Source organism: Nocardia sp. NPDC058480, assembly GCF_042720495.1.
Classification (GTDB): domain Bacteria; phylum Actinomycetota; class Actinomycetes; order Mycobacteriales; family Mycobacteriaceae; genus Nocardia.
In genome coordinates this window covers 68,317-83,257 of record NZ_JBHXMN010000013.1, presented here as the reverse complement: position 1 = coordinate 83,257, position 14,941 = coordinate 68,317, and the positions used below count along the sequence as shown (strand labels likewise).

Sequence of the window (14,941 nt, the reverse complement as noted above, 5' to 3'; positions counted from 1 at the left end):
GACTTGACCGAACCCGTACTCCCCGGCTTCACCCCGTGGCCCGCTGACCTTATGCAACGCTACCGGGGCCAGAACCTTTGGGCCGGTGAGACATTCGGTGACGTACTCGCCGCGCGCGCCACCGCCACTCCGGATCGGATCGCGGTCCTCGACACCGCCAACCGCTGGACCTACGCCGAACTCCACCACCGGTCGCGCTCGCTCGCTACCGGCCTGGCGCGCCTGGGCATCACGCCGGGCGACCGGGTGCTGGTGCAGCTGCCCAATCGTGCGGAATTCGTCGAGGTGATCTTCGCGCTGTTCGAGCTCGGCGCGCTGCCGGTATTCTGTCTGCCCGCGCACCGCGCCGCCGAGCTGGTGCCGATCGCCAAAGCCGCCGCGGCGACCGCGATGATCACCAGCGCGACGTATCAGCGTTTCGACTATGCCGCGCTGGCGGAGTCGGTGCGCGCCGATGTGCCCGGCCTGCGGCATGTCCTGCTCGTCCTCGACGAGGATCAGACGGCGCCCGACGGTACCGACGACCTCGCCGAATTCCGTGACGAGCCAACGGATCTGCCGGGTCCGACGGCCGGTGATGTCGCGTTCCTGCAGCTGTCCGGCGGCAGCACCGGCATTCCTAAACTCATCGCCCGCACCCACGACGACTACCTCTACAGCGTGCGCCGCAGCGCCGAGATCTGCGAACTCGACAGCGACACGGTCTATCTCGCGACGCTGCCGGTCGCGCATAACTTCCCGATGAGCTCGCCGGGCATTCTCGGCGCGCTGTGGGCCGGTGGCACAGTGGCGATGACGCCCGATCCCACTCCGGCGACCGCCTTCCCATTGATCGAGCGGTTCGGTGTCACCATCACCGGCCTGGTGCCGCCCCTGGCCCGGCTGTGGACCGAGCGCGCCGAGGCGGGCTCGACACCCGACCTGTCCAGCCTGCGGGTGCTCCAGGTGGGTGGCGCCCGCTGCCAGGACGAACTGGCCCGCCGGATCGGGCCCGCGCTCGGGGTCACCCTGCAGCAGGTGTTCGGGATGGCCGAGGGTCTTGTCTGCTACACCCGCCTCGACGATCCGATCGAGGCGGTGGTGAGCACCCAGGGGCGGCCGATGTCGGAGTTCGACCAGATCGCGGTCGTCGACGACCACGGTGTCGTGGTGGCGCCGGGCGGGCAGGGCAATCTGATCACCCAGGGCCCGTACACGATTCGCGGCTACTACGACAATCCCGAGGCCGATGCCCGCAGCTTCACCGACGCAGGCTGGTACCGCACCGGCGATATCGTCTCGGTGCGGCCCGACGGCAATCTGGTGGTCGCGGGCCGGGCCGGTGACTGGGTGAACCGTGGCGGGGAGAAGGTGTCGGCCGAGGAACTGGAGGCCCTGCTGCTCGAGCATCCCGGCGTGCGCGACGCGGTGATCATCGGCATTCCCGATCCCGTTCTCGGCCAGCGGATCTGCGCTTTCGTGCAGCCGGTCGACCCGGCGCAGCGACCCACTTTGATCACGGTGCGCAAGTTCGTGCGCGGTCGCGGGGTCGCGGCCTGGAAGATGCCCGACGCGGTGGTCGTGGTCGAACAGTTCCCCGAGACCGGCGTCGGCAAGACCAGCCGCAAGGAGCTGCGGCAGTTGCTGGCCGACGGCGCGTACGGGAACTGAACCCGCCAAGGGGTGGCGTGCCTGCCACGCCACCCCTGCGGCTCAGGCCAGCAGTTCGATCCATGATCCGAGGACGGGCTCGCCTGCGAGCGTGGGGAAGTCGACCTCGGCGTGGCCGGCGGAGCGCCATTTCTCGACCAGCGACATGATGCGCACCGAATCGAGCCCGGCGTCGAGCAGATCGGTCGCCGCGGTCAGTTCGGCCGGGTCGACGCCCAGCACGTCTGCCACGTCACCGATCACCTGTTCGTCGGTCATGTCTCAGTCCTCTCGATCGAAGTCGGCGATGCCGCGCTTCCAGTACCCGGCGATGAGCGAGTCCTTGGGGCCCAGGCCCAGGTCGTTGCGGATGATCTTGCGGACCCCGCGCAGGCAGCCCGCCTCGCCCGCCACCCACGCGTAAACGCGGTGTCCGGCAGGCACTTCCACTGCGCGCACGGCTTGCTCGAGAATGTCGCTGGTGCCCGGCTCCAGCTCGCCGCGGTGCAGCCATCGCACAGTGACACCGGCGGGCGAATCGAGCGGGATCTCCTCCTCGGGACCGGCCACCTCGATCAGCGCCCAGCCGGTGGTGTCGCGCGGCATGCGCTCGAGCCAGCGGGCGATGGCGGGCAGCGCGGTGATGTCACCGGCGAGCAGATAGTCGTCGTAGGACTCCGGGATAACGACGCCGCCGGGCGGACCGGCGATGTGGACCTTGGTGCCCGGGGTGACCGAACTGGCCCAATCGGAAGCGAGGCCGCCGGGATGGATGACGAAATCGATGTCGAGTTCGCCGTCTTCGATGCTGTGACGGCGCACGGTGTACTCGCGCGAGACCGGTCGCGGGTTTCCCCACTCGAGCATCTGGCCCTCGAGCTTGGGCAGCCGGAGTACGCCGTCCTCGCTCGGGAAGATAAGGCGCACATGCTCATCCGGCACGTAGCTGTGGAACTGCGCGATCTCCGGGCCGCCGAAGGTGATCCGCAGCAGCGCCGCGCCGACGGGGACGACCCGCAACACCTCCACTTCCTGCAGACCGATCGGGTACGGCACCTTGGCGCCGTGGTCCCCGGCGAGCACCTCGGCGATGCTCGCGGCGTAGTCACTGCGATCCTTCACCGTTGTTCCTTTCTGTGCAGCGGCCCGGCGGCGAGCGCCATCAGGCAGGTGAGTACCAGGACCGCGACGCCGTAGAGCACGAGCGCGCGTCCAGGAGCGAACATTTGGCCGACGAATCCGGCCACCATGGAGCCGACCGCGGTACCGGCGACCGACTGCACCATGAGCAGACCCGACATGCGCCCACGCATGTGGTCGGGCGTGGCTTGTTGCAGCATGGTGTAGCGCAACACCATGTTCACCGCCCTGGCGAGGCCGAACCCGGCAAGCCCGAGGAACACCAGCGCCGCGTGCGACCACAGCCCGGCCGCGATCACGCCGATCGGCATCAGCGCCAGCGAGATCAGCAGTGCCCGACCGGTATTCACGCGGCCCATCCAGCCGCTGGTGAGCGTGCCGAGCACCGCACCGGCGCCGGGTGCCGCGTAGAGCAGGCCGAGGGTGCCGGGTCCGGCGTCGAGTTCGACATCGGCGAAGGCGGGTAGCAGCACCAGCGGTCCGCTGACGAGCATCCCGATCAGCCCGGTCAGCAGGATGAGCCGGATGGATTCGTGGCGCACCGCGAAGGAGATGCCCGCGGCGAGCTCACGCACCGGGTTCTCCAGGTCTCGCTCGGGCGGCGGCGACGGTCCGATCGCGGTGATCAGCCCGACGGTCGCGGTGGTCGCGAGGGCGCAGAGGAAATAGGCCGTGGCCACACCGGTTTTCGCGACGAGCAGACCGGCGATCGCCGGGGTGATCATCGTGCCGAGGTCGGTTGTCAGCGAGACCAGCGCGCCCGCGGCCGCCACCTTCTCGCGGCCGACCAGCACCGGAACCATGGCCATCAGCGCCGAACCGCTCACCCCGCCCGCGAGGCCGTCGATGACAGCGGCGAGATAGATCGCGGGCAAGACCGGATCCGGCAGCACGGCGTTCACACCGAGCAGCAGGAATCCGATACCCGCGGCACTGCGCGACCATTGGATCACCGAGCGACGGTCGTACCGGTCGGCGACCACACCGCCCGCGAGACTGCCGAGGAACAGCGCAGCCGCCGTCGTGGTGGCGACACCGGCGACCTGCACACTGGACCCGGTCAGCTGATAGACCTGCAGCGGCAGGGCAACCATGAGCAGCCCGATGCCGAGCACCGACACCAGCCGCGCCGCGAACGCGCACCGGAAGGGGCGCGACTCCCGCAGGGGGCTGAGGTCGATGAGCAGTCCGCCGGGAGCGCTCACTTGAAGCGTTCCACGAGCAGATCGAGGGTGGTCATGACGGTGCGGTAGTCGGGCCGCGAGCTGGTGGCAGGCAGTTCGAAGACGGTATTCGCCGTGAACGAGGGCAGCGTGGCGTACATCGGGTCGGCACGCAGTTCCTCGAGCGAACGACCGCCACTGAGCGGGATGGTGAACAGCACCGGCGCGTCGATCACGGTGTTGATCAGCTCAGGACTGAAGCTGATGAAGTCGGCGCTCTGCTCCTTGGCGGGGTTGCCCGCCCTGGCCTCCAGCTGGGTGTCGAGGGTGAAGCCGACCTCCGCGAGCAGGGCGGGCAGGGCGGCGGTGGGCACGAAGACGGTCGGCTTCTGGCTCTTGATCGACTGCATCACCATGGTCGCGCCGACAGGCGGCTTGATCTTGCTCTTGGCCTCGGCCAGCTTGGCCTGGTAGTTCGCGATCAAGGTGTCGACGTTGGCGGGCTTGTTGACGGTCTCGGCGATGAACCGCAGCTGGTCCTGCCAGTAGGTGGTCTCGGTCGGCATCAGCACGGTCGGGGCGATCGCGCTGAGCTGGTCGTAGGCATTGACCGACTGCTGGCCCGGATAGCCCTGGCCGCCGCCGATGATCAGATCGGGGCGCTGGGCGGCGATGAACTCGAGGTTGATGCTCTCGCCGGACGGCACAGCCTGCGTGCCCTGCTTCTTCGCGTCCTCGGCCCACCCGGCGGGGAACTCGCCCGGCTTGTTCGGGACGCCGAGCAGGCGCGGATCCGCCGCCACGACCGTGGCCTCGAGGTCGTAGAGATAGCCCGCCAGATTGCCGTTGAGTACGACGATGCGCTGCGGGTGGGCGGGCACCTTGACGGTGCCCTTCGCGGACGGCACCTCACGTGGGCCTGCGTCGGCGGCGTCGGTGGACGAGCTACCGCACGCGGTGAGCACCGCGACCAGCGCGAGAACCAGGAGGGCGAGCGCGGCGCGGAAACGGCCTGTTGATCGATGGGTGAACATGAACGGGGTTTTCCTCATTTTCTTCCGATGGCTGCGCAGTGTCATCTCAGTGCACCTGCGCGGCGTTCTCTGCTAGCGGAATCACCAGTGGCGTACCGGTTTCCGGGTCTTCGATGATGCGGCACCGCAGCGAGAACACTTCGTGGACCAGCTCCGCGGTGACGATCTCGGCGGGCAGCCCGCAGGCGGCGACCTGCCCATCGCGCATGGCGATCAGGTGGTCGGCGTAGCGGAAGGCATGGTTGAGGTCGTGCAGTACCGCGACGATCGTGCGTCCCGAATCGCGATTGAGTGAGCGGCACAGATCCAGCAGCTGGATCTGGTAGGCGATATCGAGATAGGTGGTCGGCTCGTCGAGCAGGATGATGGGCGTCTGCTGGGCGAGCACCATCGAGATCCACACCCGCTGCCGCTGACCACCCGATAGTTCGTCGACCGGACGCGCCGACAAATCGGCGATGCCGGTGGCCGCCATCGCCGCCGCGACCGCCTCCTCATCGGTGCGCGACCACTGACGAAGCAGCGTCTGATGCGGATAGCGGCCGCGGGCAACGAGATCCGCCACGCGGATGCCGTCGGGCGCGGTCGAGGTCTGCGGCAGCAGGCCGATCTGACGGGCCAATTCCTTCGCTGGATAGTCGGTCACCGGCTTGCCGTCGAGGAGCACCATCCCGGATTCCGGGGTGAGCAACCGGGCCAGCGCGCGCAGCAGCGTGGACTTGCCGCAGGCGTTCGGGCCGATGATCACGGTGAACTTCCCGTCCGGGATGTCCACGGAGAGTTGATCACTGATCGTGGTGTTCTTGTAGCCGAGCCGAACCTGGTCGGCGCGCAACCGCGCGGCGTGAGAGTCGTTCATATCGCTTTCCCTATTTGCGTCGCGCTTCGGCGACGAGCAGATACGCCAGGTACAGGCCGCCGATCGAGCCGGTGACGATGCCGACTGGGATGGTGGTGGGTGCGAAGGCGTGCTGGGCGATCCAGTCGCAGGTGATCAGCAAGGTCGCACCCATCGCGGCGGAGGGGACCAACGCGATCGACGGGGTGCGGGTGAGTCTGCGCGCCAGGTGTGGTGCGGCCAGGGCGACGAAGACGATCGGCCCGGCGACGGCCGTTGCCAGCGAGGTGAATCCGACGCTGAGCGCGATCAGCCAGCCGGTCGCCTTGCTCGCATCGAGCCCGAGGGCACGCGCCGTGTCGTCACCGAGTTCGAGGATCTGCAGGCGGGGCGCGGCCGGGATCAGCGCCAGCGCCAGCACGGCCAGGATGATCATCGTGGGTGCGACCTGTGGCCACGACAGTCCGTTGAGCGAGCCCGCTCCCCAGGCCGCCGCCGACATCGCCGCGTCCAGGTCGGCCCGCATGATCAGCCAGGTGTTGACCGAGGCGAGCATGGCGCTCACGCCGATGCCGACGATGATCAGCCGAAAGCCGGTCACGTTGTGCCGGAAGGCCAGCAGATGGATCGCCAGGGCGGCGCCGAGGCCACCGATCATCGCGCCCGCCGCGGTCTGGAAGTTCCCGCCGCCGAGCGTCAGGATCACCAGCAGCGCACCGGTGTAGGCGCCGGTGCTGAACCCGATGATGTCGGGGCTGCCCAGCGGATTGCGGGTGACCGACTGCAGGATCGCGCCACTGACGCCGAGTGCCGCACCGAGCGCCAGCGCGATCAGGATGCGCGGCAGTCGCCAGTCCCACACCACCAGCCGGTCGAAGCGCTCGTCGCCGACGAACAGCGCGCGCAGCACGCGCGGCGCGGGAATCGGGAAATCGCCGGTGCCAAGGGCGAATACGGCGGTGGCGATGGCGATGGCGAGCAGAATCGCGCACACCACCACGGTGCGCACGCCGATCCTGGTGGTGAGACCGAGGCGCCGCGGTCGCACAATCAGCATGGTGCGCCCGAAATCGATTTTCGTACTCATGCGGCTCCCACTCGTGAACGGCGCGCCAGCCAGATCAGCATCGGCGCACCGAGAAACGCTGTGACCAGGCCGGCGGGTACCTCGTCGGGACGAATGATGATGCGGCCGAGAATGTCGGCGGTGAGTACCAGCAGTGGCGCGAGCACCAGCGAGTACCCGAAGATCCAGCGCTGATCGGGACCGACCAGCCAGCGGGCGATGTGCGGCACCGCGAGACCGACGAAGGCGATCGGGCCGACGGCCGCGGTCGCGGTCCCACACAGCAGCACCAGCGCCAGTGCGGTGAGCACCCGCGTGCGGGTTACGTGCACGCCCAGTGAACGGGCCAGATCATCGCCGAGGGCAACGACATTGAGCGAACGTGTGCAGACCGCCGCGATCAGCAGCCCGACCACGATGAACGGCGCGGCGCCCGCGATGATGTCGAACCCGCGGCCGGTGAGCGAACCGGCGTCCCAGCGCCGCATCTCGTCGAAAGCCTTGGGGTCGAGCAGCATCAGGCCCCGGGTGAGTCCGCCCAGCACCGCGGTGGCGGCGACGCCGGCCAGGGTCAGGCGGATCGGATCGGTGCCGGTCTGGCCCGCGGTGCCGAGCCGGTACACGACCACCGAGACCAGCGCCGCGCCAACGAATCCGAACCACACATAGGATGTGATCTCATTCATACCGAGTAGTCCCACCGCGATCGTGATCGCGAAAGCCGCACCCGCGTTGACGCCCAGTAGTCCGGGGTCGGCGAGCGGGTTGCGGGTCAGCCCTTGCATCAGGCAGCCCGCGACCCCGAGGGCCAGCCCGCAGAGCAGTCCGAGAACCGTTCTCGGCAACCGGTATTCGGCGACGGTTACGTGGTCGGGCGTGGTCGCAGGACCGGTCAGTGCCAGCCAGACTTCGCCGACCGGAATCGATTTCGTGCCGACCAGCAGGCTCAGCAAGCAGGCTGCGATCAGCAGTGCGACCGTCAGCAGCCAGCCGAACCAGCGCGGACTTCTCATCAGGGGAATCTCTCTCACTTCGAACTACACCATTTGGGAGGTTAGCCTAAGAAACGGCTAGATAGGTGAGCCTTGCCTGACTGCAAAAGAGTTTAGTGAAGGCAAGGTCTTGATAGGTGAGGCTAACCTGTCTAAAGTGCCACCTGTTCAAGATCGGTGCGAATCGGTCACAACAGTTGATGAGGACATCCACGATGCGAAAAATGCTTGCGGCCACCGCGCTGGCCACGGCCGCGCTGGCCGTTGCCGGCGGATCGGCGAACGCGGACACCTTTGTTCCGCTCCCCGACGGCGAGAAGGCCGGTCCCGGTGTGGTGATCAAGCGAGTGGGGGAAAGTGCCCTGATCTCGCCGTCGATGGCGGCCAACGGCGCCGGTCGCGTGGCGTGGGTGAGCGGAACCGTGCTGGCCGAGGTCGCCGAGACCCCGAAGGGTGATCCCCGGCCGTGGGTCGGCGGTGCAGGCAACCCGGGCACCAACAACTCTTCGACGCACGGCTCCTCGCGGATCAACACCGGCTACATCGTCGGCTGCCAGGTGAGCATCGACGACAACGCGATCTCGGCCGGCGTCTCCGGTGGCATCTCCACCAGCGGCGTGAACGCGGGTGGTTCGCTTGGCGTCAAGATCGGCCCGGGTGAAGTGAAGTTCGTCGGCGTCGAGGGCTTCGACATCGTCGAGAAGGGCAACTACCACGTCAGTTACAAGGACGTCGAGCTGCAGATCCAGGGTTGCGCCGGTTACGCGCAGGCCCGGTCCTACACCGTGGTGGAGATCATCGGCGACAACTACTCCAAGACCACCCTCTACGGTGCTCCGTTCAGCATCGGCTGACCTGGTCGCCCCCCTTTTCGACGAATAGGAATCTCTCCATGACCACCTTCAAGAAGGCGACCGCCCGCCTGGCCGGCGTCGCTGGAGCCGCGGCTGTCGCGCTCGGTCTGCTCTCCACCGGCGCCGCGAACGCCGACACCTTCATCCCGCTGCCCGGCGGCGAGATCACCGAGACCCTGCCCGACGGCACCCCGGTGACCATCCGGCTGGTCAACGAGTCGGTCAACATCAGCCCGTCCATGGGCGCGACTCCGCTGCACCGCAATGTCTGGGCCTCCGGCCGGGCCGAGGTGCAGGTCCACGGTGAGCACAAGGGCGTGAAGCTCTACCCGGGCTACGTCGTCGGCTGTCAGGTCGACATCTCCGGCGGTAACGCCAACGCCGGCGCCAACGGCGCGGTCAACGGCAACAAGGGCAGCGGCGGTGTGACCACCGGCGGCAACCTGACCCTCGGCCCCGGCCAGGCGTCGACCTTCTGGCTGCTCGATGTCGAGGGCCCGAACGCCTACGGCGAGCAGAGCAGCGTCCCCGCTATCAAGTTCTTCGGCGACAGTGGCTCGGTGACCTGGGCCGACTCGACGATCGGGCTCGCGGGCTGCGCGGGTTACGCACAGGCGCGTTCCTTCGTCGCGGTCGAGGTGACCACCCAGTTCGGTCGTTCCGAGCTGCGTCTGTGGGGCCAGCCGTTCAGCCTTGGCTGATTGCTTCCGGTGAGTACGGACCCCGTGGGGAGCATCGCGCTCCCGGCGGGGTCCATCGCATGTCCTGGGTCAGTCCAACTCGTCGGCCGCGCGGTCGTTCGGTGCCGGAATGTGGCGCAGCAGCATCACGACCAGTCCTGCGGCGACGGCGGTGAGCCCGATGCCGACGATCGAATTCACCTGCAGCGCATGGGCGTAGGCCTCGCGTGCGATCGTGGTCAGCTCGGCGCCGAAGGGCTCGGGTAGCGCCGACGCGACGTACAGGGCGCCCGCGAGGGTGTCCTCGGCGGTGTGGGTGATCTCCGCTGGAAGTCCGGCGGGCAGTTGCTCGGTCATCTGCCCGCGGTAGACGGCCGTGCCGATGCTGCCGATCACCGCGACGCCGAGTGCGGCCGAGAGTTCCTGACCCGTTTCGGAGATGGCGGAGGCGGCACCGGCGCGTTCCGGGTCCACCGCGCCGACGATCAGGTCTAGGCCGAGCACGAACATCGGGCTCAGGCCGAGCGAGAACACCACCATGCCGGTGACGATCAACGCGAGGTCATCGCTGCCCGAGAGCTGGGTGAAGATCGCGTAACCGGCCATCGCGATCACCAGGCCGCCCGCCATCAGGTACGCGGGCCGGATCTTGGGTGCGAGCGCGCTCACCACGCCCGCCGCCACCACCATCGCGACCGCCTGCGGCACGGTCCACAATCCGGCCTCGAGCGCCGAAAGGCCGAGCACCAGTTGTAGATACTGCGAGAGCAACAGGAACAGCCCGCCCATCGCCAGCATGGCGACCATCAACGCGACGAGCGATCCGCTGAACCGGACATTGCCGAACAGCTGCAGGTCGATCAGCGGATTGGTGAGGCGCTGCTGGCGCAGGACGAACGCCGCGCCGAGGACCAGACCGGCCACCAGAACGCCGACGGCCTCGATCGACCAGCCGTCCTTAGCCAACTCCTTGATGCCGTAGATGACAGCCATCACCGACAGCAGCGACAGGATCGCGCTGAGAATGTCGAGCTTGCCCGGATTCGGGTCCTTGTACTCGGGCAACAGGAACGGGCCGCTGCCCAGCAGCAACACCATCGCGGGCACCGCGACCAGGAACACCGAACCCCACCAGAAGTTCTCCAGCATCGCGCCACCGACCAGCGGTCCGATCACCATGCCGACCATGAAACTGGTCATCCACACGCTGATCGCGGCGGTGCGCTGGCGGTCGTCGTGGAACATATTGCGGATCAGTGCCAGGGTGGACGGCATCAGGGTCGCGCCCGCGATACCGAGCAGCGCGCGGGTGCCGATCAGCATGTTCGCACTGGTCGAGTACGCGGCGATCACCGAGGCGACGCCGAAGGCCAGTGCGCCGATCATCAGGAGTTTGCGGCGGCCGATGCGGTCGCCGAGCGTGCCCATGGTGATGAGGAAACCGGCGACCAGGAAGCCGTAGATGTCGAGGATCCACAGCAGTTGTGAGCTGCTCGGTTCGAGGGCTTCGCTGATGCTGGGGATCGCCAGGTAGAGCACGCTCAGGTCCATCGAGATGAGCAGCGTCGGCAGGGCGAGGACGGCCAGCCCGATCCACTCCTTGAATCCGGCCCTCGCGGTGGATTCCGGCGGGGACTGGTCGTGCTGAGTGGAGGTCACCCTACGACCGTACCGACGGATTCACCTCCGGTGCCAGTGAGTTTTCGCGGCGGTGTGCCCCATAAGTCATTGGACATTCCCGGCAGGCGGCCACGATGATGGGCTCGGTGTCCACACGTAATGAACAGCTCAGGCTCGTCGATTCGCCGCGTCAGCCGCAGGATCAGGGCGAGCCGTTTCCGTGGTCGGCGACCATCGACTCCACCTATTCGACCCGCGACGCGATCGACGCACTGGCCCTTGCCCCCTTCCTGCGCGGCGATCAGCCGTTCGCCCGCCAGGCCCACCTGGACCGGGTGCGCCCCGACGCGGCCCTACGGCCCGCCGACTCGCGGATCGTGCGCGCGGTCGCCGACGACGACAGCAGTGCGTTGCTCGCGGCCGGTGACGGCTGGGCGTTGCGGGCCGTGCGATGGGCGAGCGGTTCGGCCACGGTCGAAGTGACCGCGGTGAGCGACGAACTCGCCGTCGAGGTGCTGGCGCAGGCCACCGAGGGCGCGGCGCTGTCACGTGACAGCGAGGCCACAGTCGAGATGGGCTTCTGGCACATGGACGTTCGCCGCCCCGCGCGCAGACGACGCCAGATCGCGGCGCCCGCGTGGGCGGAGATTCGTGGCAACTACTCCGGCTCGGTGGCCGCGGGCATGGAGCGGTTGATGGGGCTCGGTGTCGCCGATATCAAGGGGCGGCTGGTGCTGCTGCACGGTGAGCCCGGCACCGGCAAGACCACCGCGCTGCGTGCGCTCGCGCGGTCATGGGCGCCATGGTGTCAGGTCGACTGTGTCGTAGATCCGGAAGAACTGTTCAGCAATCCCGGCTATCTCATGGAAGTCGCGGCAGGTGCCGACGGCGACGACGAGGACGGGCGGTGGCGGCTGCTCGTGCTGGAGGACTGCGATGAGCTGATTCGCGGCGAGGCTAAAGAGGCTGCGGGGCAGAAGCTTTCGCGTCTGCTCAATCTGACCGACGGCATGCTCGGGCAGGGGCGCAATGTGTTGATCGCGATCACCACCAACGAGGACCTCTCCCGGCTGCACCCCGCTGTCGTCCGGCCGGGTCGGTGCCTGGCTCAACTCGAGGTAGGTCGGTTGTCGGGTGCGGAGGCCCGCGAGTGGCTGGCACGGCAGGACGGCGTCGTCGATGAGTCGGGCTTTCCTGACGGGGCGACATTGGCCGAGTTGGTCGCTCAGCGTGACGGTGGGATCCAGATTCAGTCGACTATCGATCACTCGACGGATGTGGGTATGTACCTCTGACGATCGGTAGTGGTGGATCCGAGGTCTGGTAGTCCCAGGCAGGTTTGACGCTGTGTTTATTGGCGCGCTGGCGCGCGCGTGTCCGCGGCCCCAAGGGGCCGCCGGTTAGCGCTCGAGACTAGAGCCTTCGGCTCAGCGCTTTCGAGCGCTAACCGGCGACCCGGCCGCGGACCGGCCACTTCGTGGCCGTCCCTCCCTAAGGGTCGGGAGTGCGGTGGTGGGGAGTGCGGTCATGGCGGATTTGGGGTGTGGGGTGTGGTTGGTAGTGCGGTGGGGGTGCGGGCTGGGGTGACGATGTTGGCGGCGGCTGCGCAGATCAGTGTGAGGATCAGGGGCATCGTGAGTGCGGCGGTGAGGGGGATCAGGGCGGTGAGCCAGCCGATCATGGCGGGGCCTGCTAGGAGGCCGAGGTAGCCGATGGTGAAGACGCGGGACATGTCTGTTGCCGCTGTGGTGCCGCCGAGGTTGCCTGCGGTGGAGAAGATCTGGGGGACGCCGCCTGCGAGGCCGAGGCCGCACATCGCCCAGCCGAGGAGGGTGAGTGGGAGCCAAGGTGAGGCGATGACCACTGCGAATCCCGCTGCGGCGAGCAGGCTTCCGTAGCGGACGATCGCTACGGGGCCGATGGCGCCACTCACCCGATCGGCGAGGAATCGACCGAGGGTCATGGTGGCGGAGAAGGCGCCGAAAGCTAGGGCGGCAGCTGCCTCGGAGGTGTCGAGGTGTTCGCGTACCTGTAGTGCACTCCAGTCGGCCGCCACACCCTCGGCGAGGAGAAGGACGAACGCTATGCACCCGAGCGAGAACACTTTCTGTGTTCGCCGGCGTCGTTCGCTCCGCTGGTCGGTGCGGAGCCGAGCCGAGTCGGCGGGAACGGCACCACGGGGTCGGAGTTCTGTCGAGTGGCTCGCGTGGGTATGGTCTCGTCCGCCCGCGGTTGCGTGCGAGTCGGCTGTCGGATCCTGGCTCGCGGTGAAAACGGGCTGCGTACCGGCACTGTCGTAATGCTCTGGATGCGAGGGTGATTCGGTTCGACTGTGGCCGAGCAAGTGTGGCACCAGCACTGCGGTGATGACCAGCCCGCCGATCCCGGAGCAGAGCAGCGTCAGCTGCGTCGCCCACCCCGCGTGTTGGGCAGCCGCGCCGACCAGAGAACCGGCGAACGCGCCCGCCGAGAACATCGCATGGAACGAGGACATGATCGGTCGGCGGTACGCACGTTCCACGTGCACCGCCTGGGTGTTCATCGATACGTCGAGGGCGCCCATCCCGAACCCGAAGCAGGCCAAGGCAATCGCCAAGGTGACCGGATCGGTCGCCAGCCCCGGGCCGAGCACGGTCACGGATATGGCCGATGCGGCCAAGGCGACCAGCGTGCGGCTGCCGAACCGGTCGGCGGCCGGGCCCGCGAGCCGCATACCGACGAGCGCAGCGCCCGCCATCAGCAGCACGAGCACGCTGAGCGTCGAGGGCGACACCCCGGTCCGGTCGGTGATCGCCGGAATGTGGACCACCCACATGGCCAGCAGAACCCCGTTCAGCGTGAAAGCCGCGAACACCGCGGCCCTGGCCAGCCGAAGTCCGCGGTCGATCGTCACTGAACTCACCGCTTCGACGGTACCGGGCAGGACTCCGGCCTCGCCGCTGATCGCGGTGCACCTGGCATTTCGAGATCACCAGGCAAGGGCGCGGATCGCCTCTCGGGCGATACTTGCGCCATTGCCTGGTGATCGACTGTCCAGCTATTACTGCTGGGGTGTCCAGGCTCCGGTGGCGGCGGTCTCCTTGGCGTAGTCGGTGAAATCGCGGGCCTCGCGGCCGAGGGCGCGGCGGACACCGTCGGCGGTGGAAGAGTTACGGCCGTCGAGGATGGTGCCGAAGAGGTAGTCGAGCAGGCTGATCGCGTCCTCGGGAACCTGGTATTCGCTCAGGGCCGCAACGAATTCCGGCCGGGACACGGGGATGAAGGCGATCTCGCGACCGGTGGCCGCGGCGATCTCGCCGACCGCATCGGTGAAGGTCAGGGCGCGTGGGCCGGTGAGTTCGTAGAGCTGACCGGCGTGGCGCGGGTCGGTGAGCGCGGCCGCCGCCACCTCGGCGATGTCGTCGACGTGCACGAACGGCTCCGGCACATCGCCGTTGGGCAGCGCTACCGCGCCGGCGAGCACGTCGTCGACGAAGGCGCCTTCGCTGAAGTTGTGGGCGAAGAAGGCGCAGCGCACGATGGTCCAGCTCAGGCCCGAATCCCGCACGATCTCTTCGCATTCCAGCGCTTCTGGTTCGCCGCGACCGGACAGCAGCACCACCGAGCGAACGCCGGCGGATCGGGCGGCGGCGGTGAACGCGCGGATGATGTCCGGGGCGCCGGGGACGGCGAGGTCGGGCTGGAAGGCCAGGTAGACGGAGTCGACACCTGTGAGCGCGGGTGCCCAGGTCTCGCGGTCGGTCCAGTCGAAGGGGATCGCGGCGGTGCGCGAGCCGTGGCGAACCGGTCGTCCGGCGGCTTCGAGGAGGGCCGCCACCCGGCTGCCGGTCTTGCCCGTAGCGCCGGTGATGAGGGAAAGCTGCTGGTGAGAAGCGGTGTTTGTCATGAGATAAGTACACCGCCGCGCGGCTCGCGGCGACATCGT

General features: G+C 68.0%; 14 protein-coding genes. 4 read left to right on the top strand and 10 right to left on the bottom strand.

Annotation, left to right across the window (positions count from 1 at the left end):
* Positions 1 to 51: 51 nt before the first annotated feature.
* The gene (locus ACFWO8_RS25730; RefSeq protein WP_378963751.1) at positions 52 to 1,650 is read left to right on the top strand and encodes a (2,3-dihydroxybenzoyl)adenylate synthase; all 1,599 of its coding nucleotides are present in this window, start codon (positions 52 to 54) and stop codon (positions 1,648 to 1,650) included.
* Between the two features lie 42 nt (positions 1,651 to 1,692).
* Here the strand turns inward: ACFWO8_RS25730 and ACFWO8_RS25725 are convergent, their stop codons facing one another.
* From ACFWO8_RS25725 to ACFWO8_RS25695, 7 genes are read right to left on the bottom strand one after another with little or no spacing between them, the layout of a single operon-like run.
* Positions 1,693 to 1,908 (bottom strand): phosphopantetheine-binding protein, encoded by a 216-nt coding sequence (locus ACFWO8_RS25725; protein ID WP_378963682.1) that lies wholly within the window; start codon positions 1,906 to 1,908, stop codon positions 1,693 to 1,695.
* Between the two features lie 3 nt (positions 1,909 to 1,911).
* A complete protein-coding gene (locus ACFWO8_RS25720) occupies positions 1,912 to 2,751 on the bottom strand; it encodes a siderophore-interacting protein (RefSeq protein WP_378963681.1) in 840 nt (279 codons plus the stop codon).
* Positions 2,748 to 3,974, bottom strand: a complete 1,227-nt coding sequence (entS, locus tag ACFWO8_RS25715) for an enterobactin transporter EntS (RefSeq protein WP_378963680.1) — start codon at positions 3,972 to 3,974, stop codon at positions 2,748 to 2,750. Before entS ends, ACFWO8_RS25720 begins: the two co-directional genes overlap by 4 nt.
* A complete protein-coding gene (locus tag ACFWO8_RS25710) occupies positions 3,971 to 4,966 on the bottom strand; it encodes an ABC transporter substrate-binding protein (protein WP_378963679.1) in 996 nt (331 codons plus the stop codon). Before ACFWO8_RS25710 ends, entS begins: the two co-directional genes overlap by 4 nt.
* A gap of 46 nt (positions 4,967 to 5,012) precedes the next feature.
* The gene (locus ACFWO8_RS25705) at positions 5,013 to 5,825 is read right to left on the bottom strand and encodes an ABC transporter ATP-binding protein (RefSeq protein ID WP_378963678.1); all 813 of its coding nucleotides are present in this window, start codon (positions 5,823 to 5,825) and stop codon (positions 5,013 to 5,015) included.
* A gap of 10 nt (positions 5,826 to 5,835) precedes the next feature.
* On the bottom strand, positions 5,836 to 6,891 hold the full coding sequence (locus tag ACFWO8_RS25700) for a FecCD family ABC transporter permease (protein WP_378963676.1): 1,056 nt from the start codon (positions 6,889 to 6,891) through the stop codon (positions 5,836 to 5,838).
* Positions 6,888 to 7,883: a FecCD family ABC transporter permease gene (locus tag ACFWO8_RS25695; protein WP_378963675.1), complete on the bottom strand. Its 996-nt coding sequence runs from the start codon at positions 7,881 to 7,883 to the stop codon at positions 6,888 to 6,890. Before ACFWO8_RS25695 ends, ACFWO8_RS25700 begins: the two co-directional genes overlap by 4 nt.
* 194 nt (positions 7,884 to 8,077) lie before the next feature.
* On the opposite strand from ACFWO8_RS25695, the gene ACFWO8_RS25690 reads away from it, so the two are divergent.
* Together ACFWO8_RS25690 and ACFWO8_RS25685 are read left to right on the top strand one after the other, a co-directional pair.
* Positions 8,078 to 8,716 (top strand): MspA family porin, encoded by a 639-nt coding sequence (locus ACFWO8_RS25690; RefSeq protein ID WP_378963674.1) that lies wholly within the window; start codon positions 8,078 to 8,080, stop codon positions 8,714 to 8,716.
* Between the two features lie 38 nt (positions 8,717 to 8,754).
* Positions 8,755 to 9,417: an MspA family porin gene (locus ACFWO8_RS25685; protein ID WP_378963673.1), complete on the top strand. Its 663-nt coding sequence runs from the start codon at positions 8,755 to 8,757 to the stop codon at positions 9,415 to 9,417.
* Positions 9,418 to 9,486: 69 nt separating this feature from the next.
* Here ACFWO8_RS25685 and ACFWO8_RS25680 read toward each other — a convergent pair whose 3' ends face one another.
* Positions 9,487 to 11,055 carry an MFS transporter gene (locus ACFWO8_RS25680; RefSeq protein WP_378963672.1) on the bottom strand — a complete coding sequence of 523 codons (1,569 nt, stop codon included), beginning with the start codon at positions 11,053 to 11,055 and terminating at the stop codon, positions 9,487 to 9,489.
* A 98-nt stretch (positions 11,056 to 11,153) separates the two neighbouring features.
* Here ACFWO8_RS25680 and ACFWO8_RS25675 point away from each other — a divergent pair, with 98 nt between their 5' ends.
* On the top strand, positions 11,154 to 12,311 hold the full coding sequence (locus tag ACFWO8_RS25675) for a DUF5925 domain-containing protein (protein WP_378963747.1): 1,158 nt from the start codon (positions 11,154 to 11,156) through the stop codon (positions 12,309 to 12,311).
* A gap of 230 nt (positions 12,312 to 12,541) precedes the next feature.
* On the opposite strand, the gene ACFWO8_RS25670 is transcribed toward ACFWO8_RS25675, so the two are convergent.
* The gene (locus ACFWO8_RS25670) at positions 12,542 to 13,918 is read right to left on the bottom strand and encodes an MFS transporter (protein ID WP_378963671.1); all 1,377 of its coding nucleotides are present in this window, start codon (positions 13,916 to 13,918) and stop codon (positions 12,542 to 12,544) included.
* A 138-nt stretch (positions 13,919 to 14,056) separates the two neighbouring features.
* Positions 14,057 to 14,902 carry an NAD(P)H-binding protein gene (locus tag ACFWO8_RS25665; RefSeq protein WP_378963670.1) on the bottom strand — a complete coding sequence of 282 codons (846 nt, stop codon included), beginning with the start codon at positions 14,900 to 14,902 and terminating at the stop codon, positions 14,057 to 14,059.
* Positions 14,903 to 14,941 lie beyond the last annotated feature (39 nt).

Coding starts and splice junctions, on each gene's coding strand:
- ACFWO8_RS25730 (WP_378963751.1), top strand. CDS start 52: ATGCAACGCTACCGGGGCCAGAACCTTTGGGCCGGTGAGACATTCGGT.
- ACFWO8_RS25725 (WP_378963682.1), bottom strand. CDS start 1,908: ATGACCGACGAACAGGTGATCGGTGACGTGGCAGACGTGCTGGGCGTC.
- ACFWO8_RS25710 (WP_378963679.1), bottom strand. CDS start 4,966: ATGTTCACCCATCGATCAACAGGCCGTTTCCGCGCCGCGCTCGCCCTC.
- ACFWO8_RS25705 (WP_378963678.1), bottom strand. CDS start 5,825: ATGAACGACTCTCACGCCGCGCGGTTGCGCGCCGACCAGGTTCGGCTC.
- ACFWO8_RS25700 (WP_378963676.1), bottom strand. CDS start 6,891: ATGAGTACGAAAATCGATTTCGGGCGCACCATGCTGATTGTGCGACCG.
- ACFWO8_RS25695 (WP_378963675.1), bottom strand. CDS start 7,883: ATGAGAAGTCCGCGCTGGTTCGGCTGGCTGCTGACGGTCGCACTGCTG.
- ACFWO8_RS25690 (WP_378963674.1), top strand. CDS start 8,078: ATGCGAAAAATGCTTGCGGCCACCGCGCTGGCCACGGCCGCGCTGGCC.
- ACFWO8_RS25685 (WP_378963673.1), top strand. CDS start 8,755: ATGACCACCTTCAAGAAGGCGACCGCCCGCCTGGCCGGCGTCGCTGGA.
- ACFWO8_RS25675 (WP_378963747.1), top strand. CDS start 11,154: ATGGGCTCGGTGTCCACACGTAATGAACAGCTCAGGCTCGTCGATTCG.
- ACFWO8_RS25665 (WP_378963670.1), bottom strand. CDS start 14,902: ATGACAAACACCGCTTCTCACCAGCAGCTTTCCCTCATCACCGGCGCT.